This window comes from Lactobacillus rizhaonensis (assembly GCF_036246345.1).
Classification (GTDB): Bacteria; Bacillota; Bacilli; order Lactobacillales; family Lactobacillaceae; genus Lactobacillus; species Lactobacillus rizhaonensis.
In genome coordinates this window covers 601,104-625,457 of the sequence record NZ_BTTV01000001.1, presented here as the reverse complement: position 1 = coordinate 625,457, position 24,354 = coordinate 601,104, and the positions used below count along the sequence as shown (strand labels likewise).

Annotated in this window: 25 protein-coding genes; 22 read left to right on the top strand and 3 right to left on the bottom strand. The window is 35.2% G+C overall.

The features are described from left to right. The first annotated feature begins 9 nt into the window (after positions 1-9). The 6 genes from AAA915_RS02990 to AAA915_RS02965 all read left to right on the top strand — a co-directional run bounded on the left by AAA915_RS02990 (position 10) and on the right by AAA915_RS02965 (position 3,144). The gene (locus AAA915_RS02990; RefSeq protein ID WP_338199748.1) at positions 10-423 is read left to right on the top strand and encodes a PTS sugar transporter subunit IIA; all 414 of its coding nucleotides are present in this window, start codon (positions 10-12) and stop codon (positions 421-423) included. A gap of 102 nt (positions 424-525) precedes the next feature. Beyond that, positions 526-744 (top strand): hypothetical protein, encoded by a 219-nt coding sequence (locus AAA915_RS02985; RefSeq protein ID WP_338199746.1) that lies wholly within the window; start codon positions 526-528, stop codon positions 742-744. 101 nt (positions 745-845) lie between these two features. Then, positions 846-1,073: a hypothetical protein gene (locus AAA915_RS02980; protein WP_046324494.1), complete on the top strand. Its 228-nt coding sequence runs from the start codon at positions 846-848 to the stop codon at positions 1,071-1,073. A gap of 241 nt (positions 1,074-1,314) precedes the next feature. After that, on the top strand, positions 1,315-1,650 hold the full coding sequence (locus AAA915_RS02975; protein WP_046324495.1) for a PTS sugar transporter subunit IIB: 336 nt from the start codon (positions 1,315-1,317) through the stop codon (positions 1,648-1,650). A 10-nt stretch (positions 1,651-1,660) separates the two neighbouring features. Next, positions 1,661-2,032 (top strand): PTS sugar transporter subunit IIA, encoded by a 372-nt coding sequence (locus AAA915_RS02970; RefSeq protein ID WP_338199741.1) that lies wholly within the window; start codon positions 1,661-1,663, stop codon positions 2,030-2,032. 170 nt (positions 2,033-2,202) lie between these two features. Continuing rightward, positions 2,203-3,144, top strand: a complete 942-nt coding sequence (locus AAA915_RS02965) for an aldo/keto reductase (protein WP_338199739.1) — start codon at positions 2,203-2,205, stop codon at positions 3,142-3,144. Between the two features lie 237 nt (positions 3,145-3,381). Here the strand turns inward: AAA915_RS02965 and AAA915_RS02960 are convergent, their stop codons facing one another. Beyond that, positions 3,382-4,827 (bottom strand): 6-phospho-beta-glucosidase, encoded by a 1,446-nt coding sequence (locus tag AAA915_RS02960; RefSeq protein ID WP_338199737.1) that lies wholly within the window; start codon positions 4,825-4,827, stop codon positions 3,382-3,384. A 148-nt stretch (positions 4,828-4,975) separates the two neighbouring features. Between AAA915_RS02960 and AAA915_RS02955 the strand changes: the two genes are divergently transcribed. The 15 genes from AAA915_RS02955 (at position 4,976) to AAA915_RS02885 (ending at position 20,300) form a co-directional block, all read left to right on the top strand. After that, the gene (locus AAA915_RS02955) at positions 4,976-5,479 is read left to right on the top strand and encodes a PTS cellobiose transporter subunit IIA (protein WP_338199736.1); all 504 of its coding nucleotides are present in this window, start codon (positions 4,976-4,978) and stop codon (positions 5,477-5,479) included. 89 nt (positions 5,480-5,568) lie between these two features. Continuing rightward, positions 5,569-6,933, top strand: a complete 1,365-nt coding sequence (gene celB, locus AAA915_RS02950; RefSeq protein ID WP_338199734.1) for a PTS cellobiose transporter subunit IIC — start codon at positions 5,569-5,571, stop codon at positions 6,931-6,933. Positions 6,934-7,089: 156 nt separating this feature from the next. Then, the gene (locus tag AAA915_RS02945; protein WP_294602817.1) at positions 7,090-7,560 is read left to right on the top strand and encodes a Dps family protein; all 471 of its coding nucleotides are present in this window, start codon (positions 7,090-7,092) and stop codon (positions 7,558-7,560) included. A 116-nt stretch (positions 7,561-7,676) separates the two neighbouring features. Continuing rightward, entirely contained in the window at positions 7,677-8,369 is a 693-nt protein-coding gene (gene rpiA / locus AAA915_RS02940) for a ribose-5-phosphate isomerase RpiA (protein WP_338199731.1), read from the top strand. A 106-nt stretch (positions 8,370-8,475) separates the two neighbouring features. Beyond that, positions 8,476-9,399 carry a nucleoside hydrolase gene (locus AAA915_RS02935; RefSeq protein WP_338199729.1) on the top strand — a complete coding sequence of 308 codons (924 nt, stop codon included), beginning with the start codon at positions 8,476-8,478 and terminating at the stop codon, positions 9,397-9,399. 8 nt (positions 9,400-9,407) lie between these two features. Next, positions 9,408-10,133 (top strand): GntR family transcriptional regulator, encoded by a 726-nt coding sequence (locus AAA915_RS02930; RefSeq protein WP_338199727.1) that lies wholly within the window; start codon positions 9,408-9,410, stop codon positions 10,131-10,133. 268 nt (positions 10,134-10,401) lie between these two features. Then, complete coding sequence (locus tag AAA915_RS02925; RefSeq protein ID WP_338199725.1) at positions 10,402-12,291, top strand: BglG family transcription antiterminator; 1,890 nt, start codon at positions 10,402-10,404, stop codon at positions 12,289-12,291. Beyond that, complete coding sequence (locus tag AAA915_RS02920; RefSeq protein ID WP_122034488.1) at positions 12,284-12,751, top strand: PTS sugar transporter subunit IIA; 468 nt, start codon at positions 12,284-12,286, stop codon at positions 12,749-12,751. The genes AAA915_RS02925 and AAA915_RS02920 overlap by 8 nt, the downstream gene beginning before the upstream one ends. Before the next feature lie 10 nt (positions 12,752-12,761). After that, positions 12,762-13,076: a PTS fructose transporter subunit IIB gene (locus AAA915_RS02915; protein ID WP_338199722.1), complete on the top strand. Its 315-nt coding sequence runs from the start codon at positions 12,762-12,764 to the stop codon at positions 13,074-13,076. Positions 13,077-13,103: 27 nt separating this feature from the next. After that, positions 13,104-14,153, top strand: coding sequence for a PTS fructose transporter subunit IIC (locus tag AAA915_RS02910; protein ID WP_338199720.1), 1,050 nt, complete (start codon positions 13,104-13,106; stop codon positions 14,151-14,153). A 15-nt stretch (positions 14,154-14,168) separates the two neighbouring features. After that, positions 14,169-15,563 carry a glycoside hydrolase family protein gene (locus AAA915_RS02905; RefSeq protein WP_338199718.1) on the top strand — a complete coding sequence of 465 codons (1,395 nt, stop codon included), beginning with the start codon at positions 14,169-14,171 and terminating at the stop codon, positions 15,561-15,563. Between the two features lie 6 nt (positions 15,564-15,569). Beyond that, complete coding sequence (locus AAA915_RS02900; protein ID WP_338199716.1) at positions 15,570-16,343, top strand: Cof-type HAD-IIB family hydrolase; 774 nt, start codon at positions 15,570-15,572, stop codon at positions 16,341-16,343. Positions 16,344-16,356: 13 nt separating this feature from the next. Continuing rightward, the gene (locus tag AAA915_RS02895; protein WP_122034499.1) at positions 16,357-16,737 is read left to right on the top strand and encodes a VOC family protein; all 381 of its coding nucleotides are present in this window, start codon (positions 16,357-16,359) and stop codon (positions 16,735-16,737) included. Between the two features lie 4 nt (positions 16,738-16,741). After that, the gene (scrK, locus tag AAA915_RS02890) at positions 16,742-17,614 is read left to right on the top strand and encodes a fructokinase ScrK (protein ID WP_338199713.1); all 873 of its coding nucleotides are present in this window, start codon (positions 16,742-16,744) and stop codon (positions 17,612-17,614) included. A 76-nt stretch (positions 17,615-17,690) separates the two neighbouring features. Next, complete coding sequence (locus AAA915_RS02885; protein ID WP_338199711.1) at positions 17,691-20,300, top strand: alpha-mannosidase; 2,610 nt, start codon at positions 17,691-17,693, stop codon at positions 20,298-20,300. Between the two features lie 80 nt (positions 20,301-20,380). On the opposite strand, the gene AAA915_RS02880 is transcribed toward AAA915_RS02885, so the two are convergent. Together AAA915_RS02880 and AAA915_RS02875 are read right to left on the bottom strand one after the other, a co-directional pair. Further along, on the bottom strand, positions 20,381-20,752 hold the full coding sequence (locus AAA915_RS02880; RefSeq protein WP_338199709.1) for a bacteriocin immunity protein: 372 nt from the start codon (positions 20,750-20,752) through the stop codon (positions 20,381-20,383). 4 nt (positions 20,753-20,756) lie between these two features. Further along, entirely contained in the window at positions 20,757-21,521 is a 765-nt protein-coding gene (locus AAA915_RS02875; protein WP_338199707.1) for a DeoR/GlpR family DNA-binding transcription regulator, read from the bottom strand. 283 nt (positions 21,522-21,804) lie between these two features. Between AAA915_RS02875 and AAA915_RS02870 the strand changes: the two genes are divergently transcribed. Further along, the gene (locus AAA915_RS02870; protein WP_338199705.1) at positions 21,805-24,207 is read left to right on the top strand and encodes a phosphoketolase family protein; all 2,403 of its coding nucleotides are present in this window, start codon (positions 21,805-21,807) and stop codon (positions 24,205-24,207) included. Positions 24,208-24,354 lie beyond the last annotated feature (147 nt).

Below are 24,354 nucleotides of genomic sequence, written 5' to 3'. Positions count from 1 at the left end.
AGCTAACTAATGGTTGGAGTAATTATTTGTACGCATGGCAGTTCTGCCCCAGAAATATTAAAATCAGCAGAAATGATTTGTGGTAAACAGGAAAACTGCCTGACTGTGAATTTTGAAAACGGGGAGTCTTTAGATCAGCTAAAAAAAGAGTTGAGTCAGAAAATTGATCAGTTGAGAGGGATAATTATTTGCCTAACAGATTTAAAAGGGGGTACACCGTTTAATACTTTAGTGGGCTTACTAAAGAAATACCCAGAAATAGAAATTATTACTGGTGTGAATACTCCAATGCTGCTTGAATTGTTTATCAATCGTGATCAATTAGAAAAGGAACAATTACTTTCCGCAATAATTGAAGCCGGTAAAAGTGGTGTTTATCGCTATCAAAGTATAGAATCACCTATCCAAGATGATGAATTCTAAAATAATGAGGTATAGCAATTTTGCTATACTTTTTTTATTAAAGGATTTATAATTAGGCAAAATAAAAGTGAAAGGGCTTTAAAATTAAAGAAGGCGATAGTAATGAGTAACTTTTTCAATGGCATATTATTCCAAAGAATAATGGGTGTTGTTTTAATTTTGCTAGCTGGTTTTGAACTAGTTTCTAGTTATAAATATACTAGAAACATTCTGCAAAATGGGACTAGTAATGGCTTTTCAATTTTGGCTATTGCTTTTGCTTTCTTTTTTGGACTTGTTTTATTTTGTGGTGGAATTATTTGTTTGTTCTATCATTTTTAAATTTTGAATAGAAAAAAATTATAAGTTATTATCCACTTTAATTTAAAAACGTGGTAAAATCATTGTATAGTATAGTTATTAGTTTAAAAGAGGGTGTTAAAATGGCAAGCTTTTTAACAAGTGCAGCATTTTTAATGATTATCGCTGCGATTATGATGGCCTTAGGGTCTTATCAAGTAGTTAATAGTGTCGTTTATATCCACGGAATTTTACATAAGGGTACTAATAATGGCTTTATGCCTTTGGCAATGTGGACTTCTTTAGTTATTGGTTTATCATTGTTAATTGTTGGTATTGCAGCAATTGTTTTAGCTTTTAAAGGTTTTTAAGTAAGGCTATAACAGTTATCATTGTGAAATTAAATAGATACAATTGAACTATATTATGTAATATACGTAGTCGTTAAAATATTACCGACCACGTATATTTTATTTTCAGACAAAAGTAAGCCTTCATTAAATTTTCTGAAAATAGTGGAAAAATTAATAGACTTATTAGTAAGCGCTATTTTAAAAGTGCTATAATAGAAGAAATAAATATTAGGATACATTTTAGGAGGAAATTATTATTATGGCAGAACAAACTATTATGCTTAATTGCAGTGCCGGAATGAGTACATCTTTATTGGTTACCAAAATGCAGCAAGCTGCAAAGGATCAAGGTATTGATGCAAATATTTTTGCATGCCCTGCTTCAGAGGCTTCTCAACATATTGAACAAGATCATCCAGACTGCATTTTACTTGGACCACAAATTCGGTACATGGAAGATGACTTTAAGAATAAAGTAAAAGGTCAAGGAAAAGATGGTAACGATATTCCTCTTGGAGTTATTGATATGCGTTCATACGGCATGATGGACGGTAAGAAAGTATTGCAACAAGCTGAAGACCTGATTAACGGATAAGGGGATAACCATGGCAGAAAAACAAACACCTGAACAGAAAGAACAAGAAACTTTAGAAGCAGCTATGGGTCTTATTGCCAATGGTGGTAATGCTAAAAGTCTTGCATTTGAAGCTATCAGACTTGCTAAAAAAGGTGACATTGCAGGTGCTAGAGCTAAGCTAGAAGAATCAGATAAATCTCTTAACGAAGCACATAATTCTCAAACTGGAATGCTCACCAAAGAAGCTCAAGGAGACCATACAAAAGTTACTCTGCTTGTTGTTCATTCACAAGATCATTTGATGAATGCTATTACATTTAGAGATTTAGCTGGAGAAATGGTTGATCTTTATGAAAAGCTTTTTAATGCGAATGTATTAAAGAAAGAAACAGAAGAATAGACTTAATGAACAAAAGCAAATTGATAAACTTGTAAACGATACTGTTTTTGAAAAACAGGGTGCAATTAGTTATCGTGATCAATTTTTGCATCATTGTCTTAGTTGTAGTGGGTTTTATAATTGTACTTTCTTACATTGAGCATTTTAGATCTATTATTTGGAAGTGAAATATGAAACAAGTAAAAATAGGTAAAAGTGACGTTTATACCAGTAAATTAGGTTTAGGGACGAATAAAGTCGGAGGACATAATCTGTTTAATAATTTAAACGAAAAAGATGGATATGACCTCCTGCGAGAAGCACTAAATCTAGGAATTAATTTCTTAGACACAGCCTATGTCTATGGTCTTGGTAGATCAGAAGAAATTATTGGTGATGTTTTGCAAGATTATGATCGATCAAAAGTAATAATTGCAACTAAAGCTGCCCAAGACAAGTCGCAAGATATGGCCATTAATAACAGTGCCGATTTTATTAAAAAAGCAGTTGACGAAGCATTGTTACGGTTGAAGACCGATTACATTGATATTTTTTATTTGCATTTTCCGGATAAAGAAACGCCTAAAGATGAAGCAGTCGAAACTCTGTCCGATTTAAGAAAAGCAGGAAAAATAAGAGCAATTGGTGTTTCTAATTTTTCATTGGATCAAATTAAAGAAGCTAATAAAAACGGTAAAGTTGATATTGTTGAAGATCAATTCAGTTTGGTTCACCAATCTCCAGTTAAAGAAGAATTAAAGTATTTACAGGAAAATAATATTTCCTTTGTGCCATTTTTCCCACTGGCATCAGGACTGTTAACAGGTAAATATGCTTTAGCTGACTGGGACAAGTTTAAAAATAGTGATGGTGGTCAATTACTAGGTAATTTTGACAAGAAACAATATGATAAAGCAATTACAGGAATTGATGGGATTAGAAAGATCGCTGAAGATCATCAAGCAACTGTTACGCAAATTGTATTGGCTTGGTACATGGCAAATCCTGCGATAAGTGTTGTGATTCCTGGAGCTCGTAATGCTGCCCAAGTTAGAAGTAACGCTGCAGCTTTGAAGGTTGAATTGTCTCCAAGTGAATATGAGCAAATTGATCACTTATTCAGTAGCTTTTGATAAAATTAAGAATATAGTTTTTTTAAAATGTGACTCTAAGTAATTTTTAAATAAAATTTGTCAGTTACGAATTTTATGAATCTTTACTTAGAGTTTTTTGGCTCTTTGTCTAAACCCGCTTGGAATTGTTTTGCGTATCAGTAAAGTAATTCGTAAATAAGTTTTAAAGTCTAAAATAAAAAAATACACGATTTCCAATAAATTGGCATCGTGTATTTTTTATGTTTTTTTATGAGTTTAATCCAAATCTAGACCGTTTGAATTAATGACTTTTTTATACCAGTCGAATGAATCTTTACGTGAACGTTTCAAAGTACCTTCTCCGGCGTCGTTTTTATCAACATAGATAAAGCCGTATCGTTTGTCCATTTGACCAGTTCCAGCAGATACAAGATCGATTGGTCCCCATGGCAGATAGCCCATTAAGTCCACACCATCAATTGCAACTGCTTTTTCCATTTCAGAAATATGCTTTTTCAAATAATCAACTCTGTAATCATCATGAATGGAGCCATCTGCTTCAACTTTATCATAAGCTCCTAAGCCATTTTCAACGATAAACAAAGGTTTGTGATAACGATCGGTTAAGTGATTTAGAGCAATTCTTAATCCAGCTGGATCAATTTCCCAACCCCAGTCACTTCTTTCTAAAGTTGGGTTTTGGGTTATTGCCTTAGATAAGTCGTTTAATTCGTCCGGTTTAACGTTTTTAGCTGAAACAGTAGTTGTTTGGTAGTAACTGAAAGCTACATAATCAACAGTTCCTTCCTTCAAAACAATTCTGTCTTCATCAGTAATGTCAGGACGATAACCATTTCGTTTAATATATGCTTCAACTTCTTTAGGATATTCACCAAAGACATGAACATCAGAGAACCAGTCACGACGCTGTTCAAACTTATCAGCTAACAACACATCGTCTGAAGAAGGAGTCAGTGGTCTAACAGGGGAGTAATTAATCATGCAACCAATTTGAAAATCAGGATTAATTTTATGCCCAACTTTAACAGCTAAAGCAGAAGCTACTAACTCATAGTGAGCTGCTTGATACATAGCGGCTTCTTTTTCTTTGTCAGTCATGCCATTAAAAATTATTCCTGAATTTGTTGCCATTAAAAAGTCTTCGTTATAAGCAGACTGATTATCAATTTCATTGAAGGTCATCCAGTACTTTACTTTATTCTTGTAGCGCTTAAAGCAAACTGTTGCAAAACGCACAAAGAAATCTATCAATTTGCGATTGGTAAAACCGTGATATTTTTTCACTAAATTAAATGGAATTTCAAAGTGAGATAAAGTAATTACCGGTTCAATACCATAGTGGTGGCAGGTATCAAACAAATCATCATAAAATTTTAAACCTGCTTCGTTAGGTTTTTCGTCATCGCCGTTAGGAAAAATCCTGGTCCAGGCAATTGAAGTTCTAAAGGCTTTAAAGCCCATTTCGGCCATTAATTTTATATCTTCTTTATAGTGGTGATAAAAATCAATAGCACTGTGGTTAGGGTAGTTCTTGCCGGGAATGACCCCATCAGTAATTTCGCGTGGCTTAGTGGCAGAGCCAACAGTCATGACATCGGCAACTGACATCCCCTTGCCATCTTCGTCCCAGGCGCCTTCTAATTGATGAGCAGCAACAGCACCGCCCCATAAAAATCCCTCTGGCATTTTTGCTGAATACATTTTTATCTCCTTTTTAATATTTTTGTGATAGCGTTAACAGTTATATTTTATACAATTGCCACTTAATCTTCAAGTAACATTAACACTAGCTTTATTGCAAAAAATAAGGCTATAATTGTTAATATAATATCGTAAAGGACTGGAAAATATGACAAGTAAATCTTCTAATCAAAGTGATGTTGAGCGTAAAAAACATGAAGATAGTATCAAATATCTTTATTTTAGCCGTTATTTAATGGTTCGTTACAGCGTAGTCATCTTTCTCTTTGCTAATCTGTTTTGGTTGTTAATTTTAGTTGAATACCAGAAACTACCGGGAATAATTTTAGCTGGTTTAATGACTATTTTGTCCGGAATTGCTGCCATCGAGCAGCTGACTAAAATGCATAACCGCAAGAGCGATGTACCGATTACCAGGATTTATTTGTGGATTCAGATTATCGTTAATATTTTGCTGGCTTGCAGTTTATTTATACCTTTCAAAAAACAAATTTTGCCCTTTATTACTGATCAAAATTCAGTCTACTTTATGGTTGCGTTTCTTTTAGCCGGTATTTTGCTGGCTTATTTTTGTGAGCGCAGAATACATAATATTAATATTGGAAAAGATAAATATTTGAATGCTATTAAGGCAGTAGAAAAAAATAAATAGTTGCATTTTTTATGATTACGCTTACAATAATTATTATAGTCAATTAATTATGGTTGATTAATAATAATTATATAGAGGGAGTAGTTTTTATGGCTGAACCAAATAAAAAACCAATAAAAGATCGAATTGCTGAGGTGGCAGGTAAGTTTGCTGCAACGCGGTTCGTCAGGGCTATTATGGACGCCGGTTATAGTGTGATTTCATTTTCCATTATTGGATCCATTTTCTTGATTTTGACAGTGTTGCCGAAAGCTATACCTGTTCCCGGATTTGCTGCTTGGTATGCGGGGACAATAGGACGTTTTACTAACCTGTTTCAGTCCGTTTACAACGCCACGATGGGTATTATTGCGCTGGTTTTCTCAGGTACTTTTGCTTATTCCTATACCAAGATTTATCGTGATGAAGAACACTTAAGTTTAATTCCTATTGATGGCTTAATGATGTTTTTAATGGGTTTCTTCATTACTGTTGCTGAATTAGTATGGAAAAACGGTAGAGTTGAATTTATAACTTTATTTACTAAAGATAAAATGATTGCTGGAGGTTACGAAGCTTCTCCATTAGCTGGTATTTACCGTATCGGTGCTGTCGGTATTTTTATCGGTCTGGTTGTAGCTTGGATAACGGTACAAATATACCGCTTTACTATTAAACATAACTGGCAAATAAAAATGCCGGATTCAGTACCATCAGGTGTTGCAAACTCCTTTAGTGCAATGATTCCAGGCTTTTGCGTTGCTGTAGTTATGTCAGCGATAAATATGGCTTTAGTTATGGCTGGGACTGACTTATTCAACGTTCTGTTTATTCCATTCTCATTTATTAGTGATATTGCTGATACTTGGTGGGGCTTTTTAATCATTCTTTTCCTTATTCACTTCTTATGGTGGTTTGGAATTCATGGTGCAACGATTATCAGCTCCTTCTATTCACCAATTGTTTTAGCTAATATGCAAGCTAATGTTAATCAAGGTGCTCACCACGTTTTTGCGGGTGAAATCTTAAATGCCTTTGTTACAATTGGTGGTTCTGGTGCTACCTTGGGTGTCGCTATTTGGCTGGTATTACGGGCACGTTCGACACAGTTAAAAGAATTAGGTAAAGTTGAAATTGTGCCAGCTGTTTTCAATATCAACGAACCAATTCTTTTCGGTCTGCCAATTGTGTATAATATTGATTTGTTTATACCATTTATTTGTGCACCCATGGCTTCAGGTCTGGTAGCTTATTTAGCAATTGCCGCAAAGATTGTTCCGGTCATCATAGTACAACAGCCTTGGCCAACACCTGTTGGTTTAGGTGGTTATCTTGCTACTACAAGTTGGCAAGGAGGAATTTTGGCGATAATATGTGCTATAGTAGCGTTTCTAATCTGGTACCCGTTCATTAAGCATTATGATAATGTTACTCTCAAGAATGAAAGGAATAACGCAACTCCTGATGCTGCTTAATACTAAATTAAAAAATCTGCCTTGCAAAAGGCAGATTTTTCTTTGTTAATTGGTCAAGAGTAATTAACAAAATACTAAACAATATTTTAGTATTAAGAGCGCTTACTCGTTATAATAAAAGTGTAGTCGTATTATCTGAATGTGGAGGAATTTTTTATGAAATATCCAAAAACCAAAGAAGTTTTAAACCAATTAGTTGCTGATCTGACACAACTGCATATGGTTGTTCATCAACACCATTGGTATATGCGTGGTAATCGCTTTTTGAAATTACACCCATACCTTGATAAAGTAATGGATGAATTAGCTGATCAACTGGATCAGGTTTCAGAGCGTCTAATTACCCTCGATGGTTCTCCAGTTTCTACACTAAGCGAAATAGCAGCTAAAACTAAGATTCCCGATGAAAAAGGTAATTGGAATGAAACTATTGACGAACGTTATGCAAAAATTATTGCTGATTACCATTACCTTGATCAACTATATGAAGAAGGAATCAAAGTCAGTGATGAAGAGGGAGATTACTCAACAAATGATATGCTGACTGGCTTCCACTCAGATGTTGAAAAACGTATTTGGATGATGTCTGGTGAAATTAACAAGGCTCCTGAAATTGATCCTGAATAATAAATAAAATTCAAAAAGCAGTCCATGACTGCTTTTTTATGTCCTGTTATTCTGCTATTTTTGCTATAATGAATTTGAACTACTGGTTAATAATTTGATTTTAGAAAGCATGGATCATGGATAAAGAAGAACAGGATAGGTTGAAAAAACTGGCTGCTGTAAAAGCTGCTGAATTAGTTAAGCCGAAAATGAAATTGGGAGTAGGAACCGGCTCTACAGTCGCTTTTTTAATTGCTGAATTAGGCAGAAGAAAAAAAGAAGAAGGGCTTAATCTAGCAGCAGTGGTGACAACTTCAAGTAGAAGTAAAAAGCAGCTGGAAAGCTATGGCTTCCATGTTGCTGAATTGGCAACTGTGGACCAACTTGACGTAACTATTGATGGTGCAGACAGAATAGCCGCTAATTTTGATGGCATCAAAGGTGGTGGCGGAGCCTTAACTATGGAAAAAAATGTTGCAGTTAATTCACGCCAAGTAGTTTGGATTGTGGATGAATCTAAAATGGTTGACCACCTTAGCGGCTTTCCATTACCAGTTGAAGTTTTGCCAATTTCGTGTGAGCAAAATTTCAAACTTTTTCAGGCTGAAGGACTGAATCCTCAATGGCGGATGTCTGGAAATAAGCGCTTTGTCACTCATTATGGTAATTATATTATTGACTTAAACATTGATCCTATTCCGGTTCCTAGCGGCTTAGCTGATTATCTGGATCATACTGTAGGTGTTGTTGAACATGGCCTATTCTTAGGAATGTGCAATGAAGTTATTATTGCTCATGCTGATGGCAATATTGAAGACCGCAAAAAATAAATTTACAAGTTAGCCTAAGATTTTGTTTTTGGCTAACTTTTTTTAAAAGCAACTGGAAGCTAAATTTGGTATCATAGTGCTATAACGATTTTAAAAGAGGATTCTTATGATAAAAAAACCTTTGATAATTAGTACCGATCCCGGAATTGATGATGTAGTAGCATTGACAACAGCCTTGTTTGCTCCTGAACTTGATGTAAAGCTGATTGCTGCGACTTGGGGCAATGTTCCGCTTAAAAACACTTTGACTAATACCTTAAAACTGGAAACTTTTTTGCAAACTAAAGTGCCAGTCGTGAGTGGAGCACAAAGACCTTTATTACGAGACCAAATTGATGCTTCTGATGTTCACGGCAAAAGTGGACTGGCTGGTTTTGATTTTCCTGAACCTGATTATAGCTTATTAAAAGCAGGTTCAGCTGCAGAAGCAATACATGAGGTAGTAGCTAATAGTAGCGAGAAGGTAACTTTAATGCAGATCGGCCCAGCAACTGATTTTGCCCTTTATTTTAGACAGTTCCCGGAAGATTTACCTAAAATAGAACAATTGGTAATTATGGGCGGTGCAATCGGCCGTGGAAACTGGGGTCCATATGCGGAATATAATGTTGCGGGTGACCCTGAAGCAGCACAAATTGTTTTTTCAAGTGGCATAAAGATTTTATTGGCACCACTGGAATTAGGTCATCAAGCCTATGTTACTCCGGAGGTCTTAATGCAAATTAAGAAAATAGGCAGAACTGGGAATATGCTTTATCGTATTATGGACAAGTTGCAAGATCACACTAAAACTAATGGTCGAGAAGTTTATGATGCGCTGGCATCTGGAATGCTGGTAAAACCGGAAATGTATACTTTTAAACCAGCTTATGTTGTGGTAGATACTAAGAGTCCTAGTGCTTATGGCGCATCAATGATTGATTTTGACAACTTTTTTGGTCAGCCAGCAAATGTTCAAGTTGGTGTGAAAATTGACCGTAAACAATTTTCCGAATGGCTAATTGCAGCCATCAAAGAAGTAAGTAATTGAGGTAGATAATGGCAGATTTCGTTTATCGTACTGTGATGCGCGATATCAAACAAAATATTTTGGATAACAAATATGAAGGAATGCGTCTTCCAGACGAGCGTAGTCTAGCTGAACATTACCAGGTAAGTCGCTCATCAATGAAAAGGGCAATGGAGCTGCTGTCTCAACAAGGCATTGTTTTTAAAAAAAGGGGTAGTGGCACATTTATTAATCCTTTATACTTAAAAAATCAGTCATTGTTTCGATATGAAGGATCAAATTTAGGGTTGACAGATAGCCTTAAAGTCCCAGGAAAAAAGCAGGGTATTAAGCTGCTTTCTTTTAATGTGATTAAAACACCCGCTGGAATAGCTCAGGACTTGTTTCTTAAAGAAAATGACTTTGTTTATGAATTTAAAAGACTTCGTTTTTTGGATGAACAGCCCTTTTTAATAGAAACAGGCTATGTACCTATTAAAATAGTTCCTGAACTCAAACCTGAGCACTTAAAAAAGTCACTTTTTAATTACTTAGAGGATTCACAAAATAAGGTAGTAACTAAAGCCTTTCTTAATATTACTGTTGAACCATCTGATAGGGATGATCAGGCTAGGCTTAATTTGAAGTCTACTGAACCAGTTGGAGTAATGGAAGGTATTTTCTTTTTAGATGATGGTACTCCATTTGAAGTCTCAACCATGCGCATTCATTATCAATACATGAAGTTCAACACGTTCGTAAATTTAAATAAATAGAGCCATTTTAAAGAGTCTGTGAAAAAGTGTTCTTTGAAGTTAAATTAAAAAATTTCACAATTTAAAAAGACCGACAAATCAACGTATTATTGACTTGATTTGTCGGCCTTTTTAGTTAGGTTAGAGTTTTTTCCCAGACTCCTTTTGTTTATAAAAGTATACTTTCATTGTTTTACTTTGCCATGTATCTAAACGAATACCCTTGACCTATAATTGAAAACGTATTCAGAAGGAAGGTGATCCTATTAATGAGAATGAAGTAAAAATTGTGAAAGAAATCTTGGATGAAGGTGTAACTCATTATAAAAATATTGAACATAATATTGGAATGTCTAGAAAAACTGTTAATAAGTATTTGAATGAAATTGCTGAAGAAATTAGGCCCTTTAATGTAGAACTCATTAGAAAACAAAGCGTAGGCATTTATTTTGCTGGCGATACCGCAAAAATTCGTTCTTCTTTACAAGATGGTGAATTAAAGGCAAATAATGAAAGCCCGCAAGAAATAAAATTGGCAATACTTTCATTGTTATTAACTACTAATGAACATATAACAATTCAGAATCTTTCTGATTATTATTATGTGAGCAGAACAACTCTAGAAGAATACCTAAAGCAAATTAAAAGTCTAATAGAAAAGCAAGGGGCTAAGTTACAGAGTGATGAAAAAGGAATTTTTATTAACGCTTCTGAAAATATTCGAAGAAAATTAATGTCGCAGCTCCTTGGCTTTTATTGGGGTGATAGCTTAAAGGTCAAACATAATACTGATTTAAAGATGATTATCAATGTTCCAGATGAAGTGAAAAGTATTTTCGATCAGGTGATTTTTAAAGATGTTGTAGCTACACTTAATCAGTTTCAAAAAGCCAGTTCAATTAAATTCAATGATTATCAGTTTCAGTCTTTAGCTGTCCATCTAATGATTGCAATTCAAAGAATAAAGAACAAGGAAATTATAAAGGCTGATTCTGAACTAAGCAGTCATCCTTTATCCAAAAATACAATTTTGCTTTCAAATTTGCTTGAAAAAAACTTTGGTTTTGCTATTCCCGTAGCTGAACAGGCGTACATTAATATTCATATTCTTGCAGCTGAATCGGATCAAAAAGCACGTTCAGGTTCAAAAAGAGATCAGGAAAACTCTAAGAATGGGGAATTAAGTCAGTTTCTAAAAAGCAATTTAACCCACTATGATGAGGTACTTATTAATAATTTGATTTTACATTTGGTACCAGCTTTGCATCGATTTGAACTAGGACTGAGTATAAAAAATCCTTACAAAGATAGTATTAAAGGTAATTTTCCTTATGCATACAACCAAGCAGTTGATTTAAGTATTGAAATCGAAAAAAGATTTTCAGTAAATATCAATGATGATGAAATTGCGTATATTGCCCTACATATTGAGAGTTTCTTAGAAAGAAGAGAGGAGAAAAGAGTAAAGACAGTAATTGTGTGTAGCACTGGACTGGGAACCGCTAGGCTTCTGGAGCAAAGAATTAAGAAATATTTTTCTGATGAACTAGAAGTTAACCGGGTGGTATCTGTTTCTGAATTAATGGCAGCACCAATTACTGAAGATTTAATAATAAGTACAGTAGATTTAGATATTAGGCAAAAAAATGTAGTAGTTGTACCACCTTTTCTAGACGTTCAGTCTAAAGGAAAGATACAAACTGCTCTTGACAAGCTGAATAAATTTCAAGAAAAAGCAACAGAATTTATGAAATTGGTTGAGCCCGATTTAATCATAGTTGATAACCAAAAAATCAATCGAGATCAAGCAATAAAAAAAGTTTGCAAACGTCTATGTGATAAACACTATGCACTTTCTGGAATTGCAGAGGCTGCGATTGAAAGGGAAAAAGTTGCAAGTACTGAAATGGATTTTGTAGCAATGCCACATGCGCCAATTAAATATGTTAAAGCTCCTCGAATTGCAATTTATCTTAATTCACATGGTATTGATTGGGATAAAGGTAAGGTAAATATCGTTTTCTTTATGGCAATGAACGAAAGCATCAAAGGCTCAATTGACCAAATTTATAACTACTTCAATGCAATTCTTGAAGATAAAAAAATGTTAAAAAGTTTGTGCAGATTAACATCAAAACAGGAAATAATTAGGCTTTTAGGAAGTGAAGAATTTGAATAGTAAAAGTAATGATTTTATCTCGAAAGATAATATTGTCATTGGTTTAAATGCATCTTCTAAAGAAGATGCAATTACGCAATTAGCAAAAATAATGGAAAAAAATGAAATTGTAAGTGATGCAAAAAAATTTAGAGATGATGTGTTAGAACGTGAAAGTCAGACAACAACAGGAATAGGCAATAATATCGCTATTCCACATGGTAAAAGTTCTACTGTCAATGTAGCGTCTCTAATGTTTGCAAAAACAACCACGCCACTAGAGTGGAACTCATTAGATGGTAGCAAAGTTTCAATAATTTTTTTGATGGCGGCTAGAGAAAAAGATACTGGTAAAGAACATCTGAAAATGTTGGCTACAGTCGCAGGAAAATTAATGGATGACGATTTTGTCAAAGAAATCAAGGCAGAAAATGATCCAGATAAGTTAGTTAATATCTTTAAAAAAATAGAAGAAGATTAGGAGAAAAATTATGAGTAAATTCGTAGCAGTAACTGCTTGTATTGCAGGAGTAGCACACACATATATGGCAGCACAAAACTTGAAGAAATATGCCAAAAAAAATGGTGATCAAATAAAAGTTGAAACTCAAGGTGCAATGGGTTTTGAAAATAAACTTAGTGCTAAGGATATTGCTGAAGCAGATGCCGTCATTTTTGCGGTCGATACAAATGTTAGAGAAAAAGAACGCTTTGATGGTAAAAAAATCGTGAAAATGGGAACATCAGAGGTCGTGAAAGACGGTAGTAAAGCGATTGAAAAAGCGCACGAAATTATTGAAAACTGATAAAGTCAGAAAGAAAAGGTTATATAAATGGACAAGTTAAAACAATTTTTTAAGGATTTAGTAGACCATTTCCAAACGGGAGTGTCTTACATGATTCCACTGGTTTCTGCTTCCGGACTGATTGTTTCAATTGCCGTTATTGGTGGTGGCAACGGAGTTTGGAATCAGACCAGTAACATTTGGGGAATTTTAAGAATGATTGGTCAACAGGGATTAGGATTTATTCCTGTAATGATCGCTGCCTATATTTCATACTCGATTGCTGATAGGCCAGGGCTTGCGCCTGCTTTCATTGTTGGTTTGGTTTCTAACAAATTAGGTATGGGCTTTATTGGTGGCATGGTAGTTGGTGTTTTAGTCGGTTATTTAGTATATTGGCTGAAAAAGTTACCAATGCCTATGAGTTTAATTTCATTAAAATCAATTTTCATCATTCCACTAACTTCAGTGCTAATTGGAGGTTTAGTAATCTTTTATGTCTTTAGTAATCCTGTTAGAGGAATGCAAAACGGTTTAACTTCATGGCTGGCAAGTATTAGTGGTTCAAACAAAATCTTAGTTGCTGCAATTATTGGGGCGATGATGGCTACTGATATGGGTGGTCCAATCAACAAAGTTGCATATACATTTAGTATGGCTTCATACACTTCAGGTGGATATGCAATTAGTACAGCTTGCTTTATTGCAATTGGTATTCCTCCATTAATTATGGCTTTAGCAAGTTTCATGGGTAAAAAGTATTATAGTCAAGACGAAAAAGAAAATTCTACTACGGCTTTAATTATGGGTATTATTGCCACAACAGAAGGTGCAATTCCGTTTGCAGTTTCAGATCCACTGGCTGTAATTCCTAGTTGTATGGTTGGCTCAGGACTAGCTAGTGCATTAAACGCTTTCTTTGGTACAACGCAAAAAACAGCTCTATCAACATTTATGGCGGCTCCATTTGACTCAAATATTTTGCTGTATTGCTTATCGATCGTAATTGGCGTTGTAGTTGGAGCAGTAATGTGCAATTTCCTTAAGAAATTAATGCATCGTGACCAAAAAGTTGCAGCAGAAGCTGCGGCAAATTAAATAAAAGGAGTAAAAATGTATAAAGTTTTTTATAAACCTACAGAAGATAAATGGATGGGCGATATTATGCCCTTTGGTAAAGACGGAAAGTTTTATTTGTATCACCAAAGAGACCCTAGAAAACCTGGTCCTCTAACTGATAATGATGAACCATTTGGCTGGTCACTCTCAACTACAACTGATTTTGTTAATTATGAGGATCATGGGGATGCAATACCTGCAGGTAGCGCAGACGATCCAGCACAATGGATTTATGCAGGATCTGTTTTTGAAGCTGATGGAAAAGTACAAGCTTTTTACACAGGCTATAATAAAAAAGCTGAGCAGGAAGGACGAGCTTCCCAAGTCTTACTTCATGGTGTAAGCACCGATTTCGATCATTTTCAAAAAAATGTTGATAAATTGTTATTACCAGCTCAAGAAGGTTATGACAAAACAGATTGGAGAGATCCTTGGGTAATTTGGAATGAAGATAAGCAAGAATATTTGCTGATTTTGGGGACAAGATTAGCAGGTCCAAAATCCAAATTAACTGGCAGAATTGTTTCCTTCACTTCCAAAAATCTTAAAGACTGGACATTCCAAGGCGACTTTTTTGCACCAAATCTGTACACAGGGCTGGAAATGCCAGATCTCTTTAAAATGGGAGATTGGTGGTACTTACTATATACAGAATATAGCGAGCAAAGCAAAACTAGGTACCGGATGAGCAAGAATATTGATGGTCCATGGTTAAAGCCTCAAGATGATTCCTTTGACGGTCGTGCATATTATGCTGCTAGAACGGCCTTTGATGGTAAACGAAGAGTTTTATTTGGCTGGGTCCCGACCAGAGAAGAAGGCAAAGGTGACAAGGTTAACTGGGAATGGGGCGGTACGTATGTTCCATTAGAATTAGTGCAAAGAAATGATGGAACTCTAGCTACCAAATTACCTGATGAATTAACCAACCAATTTACAGAAGAAACACATCTTGCTGATTTATCAATTGATAATCAAACTGGAAGAACTGAAAAAATAATTGCTCAAAACGTTGGTAAACATTTTGTTTTAGATATGGATGTAACTTGTCAAGACGACATTAGCAATATTGCTTTGCGATTCTTTAAAAATGTCGAAACTGATGAATCATATCAATATTTGCTGTCAGCTGACGATCGGAGACTTGTCTTTGATAAAAGTCCGGAGTGGCCATGGTTCCAAATGATGAATAAGGGACTTGATCGCCCACTTGCAAAGAGTGAATTCGAAAAAATGCACATTAAATTGATGGTTGATGATGACATAGCTGTTATTGTTGTAAATGGTATTAGTTTAATTGCTCGTGTGTACCAAAAATTTGGTGATGATTTGGCATTAGCCGTATCTAACGGTAAAGCAGAGTTTTCAAATATTACTTTGAGAAAGTAATTGTTTATGGCAGATAAAATTAATTCTCTAGTATTTTTTGACTTGGATGGAACTCTTCTATCGAGTAATTCTACTGTTTTACCTGAAGTAAGTGCTGCCGTAAGAAGCTTAAAAGCTAACGGAAATATTCCAATAGTTTGTACAGGTCGTGCCGCTTTTGAAGTTCGTGAAATTATGGCGGAATGTGAAATTGATTCTCTGATTGCGACTAATGGACAATATGTAGAGTTTAATGGTCAAGTGAAGTTTAATCGAACTATTCCCTCACTCTTGTGTCAGCAGGTACTGACTTATGCAAACAGCAGAGATGACATCATTGGTTTTTACAATTATGAACAAATTGCTATCTCTGAAGATCAGCCGCTATCTCGGCATTTTTATCAAAACATTGCTTCATCATTTCCTCAAGTAGCACCCGATTTTTACCAGACAAACCCCGTTAATCAAATTTTGGTAATTGCGCATTGTGCTGATCAACAGTATAGTGATCATTTCCCTGAATTAAACTTTATGATAACAGGTCCTAATTCAATTGATACAGTTCTAAAAGATAATTCAAAAGGAAAAGGAATTTCTGACCTAATTAAAAGTGAGGATCTTCATGTTCCAACTTACGCTTTTGGAGACGGTAACAATGACCTAAGCATGTTTGAAGCAGTGGACTATGGTATTGCAATGGGTAATGGAAATGATGCAATTAAAAATTCTGCTACGTATGTCACTGATACAAATGATAAACTAGGGATAATTAAAGGTTTAAAAAAGTATAATTTGATTTAATGAGGTTTTGAATATGAGTATTTTTAAAGGGATTTCCCATGTAGGGATTCCAACTAATGATTTTGCTAAGAGTGTAACTGAATATGAAAAGATTGGTTTTAAGTTAATTAATCAGGAAGATAATAATGGTAGTGCGACGGGCTTTTTCCAATTAGGAGATTTAATGCTTGAAGTTTGGGAAGCTGAGACCAACCCGGTAAATGGTGCAATTAACCATTATGCTATTGATACCGATGAAATTGATGAAGCGTTCGAAAAGATTAAAAATGCAGGTTTTAAGCTAATTGATCAACAGGTGATGCACTTACCTTTTTGGGAGCATGGAATTAGTTACTTTAACTTTTATGGTCCTAATAATGAAACTATTGAAATTTGTCAAAGAAATAAGAAGTAAAATTATGTTATTAGGTTCAGTAGAAGCTGGCGGGACAAAATTTGTTTGTGCTGTTGGCAATGAAAACTATCAAGTAAAAAATTCAATTAGAATAGCTACTACAACTCCGCAAGAAACTCTTCAGAAAGTAACTGCTTTTTTTAAAAAGTATCCTGTAGAAGCGATTGGAATAGCCTCTTTTGGCCCAATTGAAATACGCAAAACGGCTTCTAAATATGGCTACATAACGGACACGCCTAAAAAGGGATGGCAAAATACTGATTTCCTTGGCTTTTTGAAAAAAGACATTGATGTTCCAATGTTCTTTACAACTGATGTAAATGGTTCTGCATATGGTGAATATGTTATGTCATTGCTTTCGAATGAAGACATTGATTCCTTGGTCTACTACACGATTGGTACTGGAGTGGGTGGTGGAGCCATAATTGATGGTCAATTAGTTGGCAGTCAAGGACACCCAGAAATGGGACACGTTTTGTTAAAAAGGTATCCCGATGATGTTGATTTTCTAGGAATATGTCCATTTCATCAGGATTGCTTGGAAGGACTTGTGTCTGGACCAACATTTGAGGCAAGAGTTGGCAAGCCAGGATCAGAAGTACCATTGACTGATTCTGTTTGGAACATATTGAGTTATTATGTGGCCCAAGCAGTTTTACAAGTTACATTGATTTTACGTCCTGATAAAATTATTTTTGGTGGGGGCGTAGTTAGTGAAGCATTCTTAAAGAAAGTCAGATCTGATTTTGCTAAGATGCTGAATAGTTATGTCAAAGTCCCAAATTTAGACCAGTACATTGTTATGCCGGCTATTGCTAATAATGGCTCAGCTACAGTTGGCGACTTTGCGTTAGCTAAAAATTTATTAAAACAATAATCCTAAAAAGAGTGCACATGTATTAACCAACTTGTTAATTAACGTGCACTCTTTTTTAATAGTAAAGGAGATAAAAATGACAACTGCTTATTTAGTAAATCATACCCACTGGGATCGAGAATGGTATTTTTCGATTATGGATGAGCAAGTTTTAGGAGAGCAATTATTTACAGAAGTTTTAGACGAACTGGAAGCACATCCAACTGCAAATTTTTGCTTGGATGGACAAGTTTCAATTGTTGATGAGTATGTTGCAATTCATCCAGAAGCTAAGGCCAGAATTCAACGTTTAATGAATGAAGGTAGGCTATTTATTGGCCCTTGGTATACTCAAACTGATGCTCTGATGCCAACTGCGGAATCAATTATTCGCAATTTAATTATTGGCATTAAGGATACAGAAGGAAACTATGGCAAGCCAATGATGATTGGCTATTTGCCTGACTCATTTGGTTTTAATGCGCAGATGCCGACCTTATTAAAACAAGTTGGTATTGATAATATGGTCTTCTGGCGAGGAATTAACTTTAAAAGACAAGCAGGTTCGACTTATTTTCGCTGGCATGGATTAGGTAACAAAGAAATAGTTGCACTTAATTTTCCATTTGGGTATTTTACAGGTCAAATTACGCCAGAAGCAAAACAAAAGTTAAATGAATTTGTTGAACAAAAATATGATCCAGCAATTAAATTTGAATCTGAGCATGACCAAAATGAAGATGTCTTAATTCCCTCTGGAATTGATCAGATGAATATAGTTAAAAATATCAATCAGACGGTTGAGCAAATTAATAGTATTAGTGAATATCATACCGAAATTTCTACTTATCCTGAATTTGTCGAATTAATTCGTCATAGGTCTGAGAGTCTGCCAGAATATCAAGGAGAATTGCGCCTACCTACATATGCGCGTGTTCATCGGTCAATTGGCTCAGTCAGAAGCAAATTGAAGAGAGAAAATTTTAGATTAGAGCAGAAACTTTTGAAACGAGTGGAGCCGTTATGCGTAATTGGTCACAAGGTAGGAGTTAATATCGGTAATGGTTTGTTGACCAAAGCTTGGAAAAAATTATTAAAGTGTCAACCACATGATTCTCTTGGTGGCAGTGTTTCAGAAAATGTAGCAAAAGATATTTGGCAGAGATATAAAGAAGTTGATGAACTAGTTGACGGGATTGAGAACATGGTTAAGAAAAAAATTGCCCAATACTTAAAATTAACCTCATCACAATTACTAGTATTTAATACAGATCCACATGAATTTGACGGTTATAAAGAAGTAGATATTGTTGCTTCAACAAAAAAAATCAAAATTAAGGGGATGGAAGATGCAGAAATTGTTTCTAGTAAGTATCACCCTGCAAGAGAGCACATTTTAATGCAAACGCCCCATGGAGAGGATTATACTGACGAACCTAGTTATTATGAATTAAGAGTCAGAGGTAAGGTTCAATTACCAGCTTTGGGCTATAAAGTTTTCAAAATGATAGATAGCAATGAAAAATTACCAGAAATTACTGCGGGGAAATTTGTTAGTTACGGCATTATTTCTAATGGCAAGCAAGCTATTGAATTTAGTGATGGTGAGATTACCTTAATTAATGACGGCACTAAAATCAAGAGCTTTATTTCTTTACTAGATCAGCCCAATGATGGTGATACATATGATTTTTCCCCTTATAAAGACTTTAAAGAGCAGGAGCTACCTTTTCAAAGTGTAGGTATTAGCAAAGGCAAGCATGATGTAATGACTCTGAGAGGAAGTGCTAGTTTACCACTGGATTTGGTTGATTATACAGATGAAAATCCTAGTTATGGTAAATTATCGTATTCAATGGATATTTGGTTTAATGAGTTGGGACAAGTTGCGGTTAAATTACTGGTTGATAATCAAATTAATTCCCATCGATTAAGAGTTTGTTTTTCACCACAAATAAATACCAATGAAGTCAGAGCAGAGATTCAGGCAGGCTATGTTACAACTAAAAACGAGCCAATTGATTCTGATTGGCAAAAAGAGTTTGTTGAGAAGCCAGTCAATTTATACAATTTTGATAAATCTCTTAACTTAATTGATGCAGATAAACATTTCACTTTTTGGGGATATGGTCAAAAAGAGTATCAATATGAAGACGGAAGACTTAAAGTTACGCTGATGGCGACAACAGGAGAATTAGGAAAACCTAATTTAAAGTGGCGGCCTGGAAGAGCATCTGGTGACACGACTAGTCAGGGGCATATTATGATGGCAACTCCTTCAGCTCAAGAAAAGGGACAAAATAAATTTGTATTTGCATTTAAACTTGATGATGGCAAATTTAGTGAAGAAGAAAATAATCAATTGACAAATAAATGGTTGCAGCCAAATATTTCATACCAGTTACAAGGTCTAAATGTTTTTATCAATCGTTTAGATAACAAGATTTGGGCAACAGAAAAGACTCCTAAGATACCTGAACACATTGAACTATTGAACTTACCGAAAGAAATAATGGTTTCAGCGCTGTATCCTTCGGTGACAGATTCAAATAGTTATATTCTAAGATTGGAAAATTTGACTAATCAAGCTGTCATGTTATCAGACTTTATTAGGGATAAAGGTCAAGTTGTTAACGCACTTGAAGAGCCAAGTGACGAGCAGCAAATTTCTCCATACGATTTAATTTCAATTAAACTTTTAATATAAGATAAAAAGCAAGTAAAAGTTGACCATATAGGTTCAAGCATTACTTGCTTTTTTGGATACATTTTATATAAAAGAAAAAATCAAACATTGCTAAATTGTTGCATATCCGTGAGCCGACCAGTATAAACAAAATTTAAGTTAATTTTTTTCGTTTTGTCACTCAAATCTTGTAGAAGTTTTTGCTGCATAGTTGTTAAATGCAAATGCTGCAGCACAACTCTAGCTTGAATATACATAACTAATTTTCCAGTATATTCTAAAGGATGGTCTTGGATGTCAAATTTGCACATTACCATGCCAATGGCGTCACGAATTTGCTTATATTTATTGATATTCAATTCATTATATATATTAGAGTAAAAACTCTGATAAAACTGATCTAAATCCTGATATACTTCTTCGATTAGTTGTTGCTGCTTTTTTAAAAACAAACTACCAAAAAAGTTACGCATAACCTCACTTCCTTAAAACCGATATGATTTGGGTCTTCGGTGAAAAATTTTTCTGAAATTTTTCTGGCAAAGGCAAATCTGTGACTAAAACGTCAATTTCATTAAGTGGAATTGACATGTAAGGAGAAGAATTTTCACTATCAAACTTATATTTTTCTGCAACCACAACAACTTGCTTTGCTCTGGAACATGCAGTTTTAATTAACTCCGAATCGCTCATTTTTGCTGAATAAATACCGTCATCTTTGACGTTGGAGGTGCCAATGAAGGCAGTGTTAAAACTTATTCTATGTAAAAGATCAAGTGAAGATACAGAATAATTAAACCTATGCTCTTTATCAATTTTTCCTCCCAGCAGTCTTACACTTGGTAATTTTGTTTGCATCAAAGCTAGTGAATTGTCAATTGAATTAGTGACTATTTGCAAATCTGTACCAGAAATTAATTCACACAATTTTTTAAGAGTAGTTGAGGGACCAATAAAATCGCACTGGTTAGGATGTACAAAACGTCTAGCCATCTGAGCCATTTTAATTTTGATAGGTGAATCAATTTGGTTTCTGGTAAGAAAATTGGGCACCTCATTTTCATCAATAGCTATTAATCCGCCATGAACTCTGACTGCTTGTCCAGTTGAGGTTAATCGAACCACGTCTCGCCGAGCAGTGTCAAAAGAAATATTGAAATAGCGTGCTAAGCTGCGGGTGCGTAAATGTTTTTCATTTTTAAGCATTTGCTTGATTTTTAACAGACGGTCTTCCTGTGTCATCATACTTCTCCTTTAAATAAATTAACACTACAGAGAATAATGTTTAACTACTTTTTCAGCGTTTAGCTATAAAAATAAGCACTTATCAGTATTTGAGCATAAATATGCTGATCTGTAAATAAAAAGTAGAGGAATAATAGTGTTTTTCCTGTACTGATTTTAAGCAAACACGTTTTTATAAAATTGGAACGAACCAATTTTTAAAATGGTTGAACTTTATTTAAAACTTGCTATAATATGCTTATAAAATGAAATTAAGCTAGACAACTAAGGGAGAATTAAAATGACAGTTGATTATGATTCAAAAGAATTCCTTAAAAGCGTTGATGCTCATTGGCGGGCTGCAAATTATTTATCAGTCGGTCAGCTTTTCTTAATGAGCAATCCATTATTAAAACATGATTTAAAAGCAAGTGAGGTAAAACCTAAGCCAATTGGTCACTGGGGTACTATTTCACCGCAAAACTTCATTTATGCTCATTTAAATAGAGTTATTAAAAAATATGGCTTAAATATGTTCTATATTGAAGGCTCAGGTCACGGTGGTCAGGTTATGGTTTCAAACTCATATCTTGACGGTTCATATAGTGAACTTTATCCTGAAATTCAACAAGACGAAAAGGGCATGGCCAAGCTATTTAAACGCTTTAGTTTTCCGGGTGGCTCCGCTTCGCACGCTGCACCTGAAACTCCAGGATCAATGCATGAAGGTGGAGAATTAGGTTATTCACTTTCTCATGGTACTGGTGCAATTTTAGACAATCCTGATGTGATTGCCGCTGTGGAAATCGGTGATGGTGAAGCTGAAACTGGACCGCTTGCTGCCAGCTGGTTCAGTGATAAATTTATTAACCCTATAAAAGACGGTGCTGTATTGCCAATCTTGCAAATTAATGGTTTTAAGATTTCCAATCCAACTATCGTTTCCAGAATGTCAGACGAAGAACTGACTAAATACTTTGAAGGTATGGGCTGGCATCCTTATATCATTTCCGCATATAATGGCGGTGAATTTGACGGTTATAAAGACCATATGCAAGTTCACGAAGAAATGGCCAAATTAATGGATACTGTCATTGAAGAAATTAAGGCTATTCAAAAGAATGCACGTGAAAACAATGATTTAACCTTACCTCACTGGCCAATGATTATTTTCCGCGTGCCTAAGGGTTGGACTGGTCCAAAGAAAGACCTTGACGGTAATCCAATTGAAAATTCATTTAGAGCACATCAAATTCCAATTCCAGTTGCTCAAGATGATATGGAGCATAAAGATATGCTCGTTGACTGGCTTAAGAGCTATAAACCAGAAGAACTATTTGATGAAAATGGTACACCAACTGCATTGGTAACAGCGGATAATGTTGCTGGTGATAGTCGAATGGCTATGAACCCAATCACTAATGCTGGTGGTGAAAAAGCTAAGCGCCTTAGTTTGCCTGATTATCGTAAGTATGCTTTGAAATTTGATCAACCAGGTTCTATTGAAGCCGAGGACATGACCGAATGGGCTAAGTACTTAAATGAAATCGCTGAACTTAATCCAAATACTTTCCGTGGCTTCGGACCAGATGAAACTAAGTCAAATCGCTTGTTTAAGTTCATTGATGAACAAAAACGGCAATGGGAAAGCTCAGTTCATACTCCTAATGATGAGAACTTGGCACCAAGCGGGCGTTTAATTGATTCTCAATTATCAGAACATCAGGACGAGGGCTGGCTTGAAGGTTATGTTTTATCAGGTCGTCATGGCTTCTTTGCTACTTACGAATCATTTGGCCGGGTTGTAGATTCAATGCTGACCCAGCATATGAAGTGGTTAAGAAAAGCTAAAGAACAATATTGGCGTAAAGATTACCCTTCACTCAACTTTATTGCAACTTCAACTGTTTTTCAACAAGATCATAACGGTTATACCCACCAAGACCCAGGTGTGTTGACACACATGTATGAAAAGAACCGTCCTGATCTAGTTCATGAGTATTTGCCTGCTGATACTAACTCATTGCTGGCAATTTCCCAAAAGGCTTTCACTGATCGTGAATGTATTAATATTTTAGTAACTTCTAAGCAGGAAAGACCACAATGGTTCTCAATTGATGAAGCAACTCGTATTGCAAATCACGGCTTATCATACATTGATTGGGCTTCAACTGACCATAATGCTAAACCTGATGTTGTGTTTGCTTCAACTGAAACTGAACCAACAATGGAATCTCTTGCCGCAATCGATATTTTGCACAAGAATTTCCCTGACCTGAAAATTCGTTACATCAATGTTATTGATGTTATGAAGCTAATGAACACCAAGGATAATCCAGAAGCAATTTCAGATGAAGAATTTGAGCAATTGTTCCCAAGCGATGTGCCAGTAATTTTTGCATGGCACGGTTACAAAGCTATGATGCAATCAATCTGGTTTGGCCGTAAGCGCAGCAACGTTCACATTCACTGCTATGAAGAAGAAGGCGACATTACCACACCGTTTGATATGCGGGTAGTTAACGAACTTGATCGCTTCCATCTAGCTAAAGATGCTATTTTAAGTGTTCCTCGATATGCTGAAAAGAGTGCGGGCTTTGTAGCAGAGATGGACAGATTGCTTGCTAAGCATCACCAATACATTCGTGATAATGGTAAAGATATGCCTGAAGTTACAGAATGGCAATGGACAGGTCTTAATTAACAGAACATTGAGCGGAAGGCAGTTTCTAAGTAATAGAAACTGTTTTTGTTTTAGCTAATTTTAATAGTCTTATTCTTGTTAAAAATAAAAAATTTATTTATAATAAGTATCATCATGAGGGAGTAACAGCAATTACTTGCGATAAGC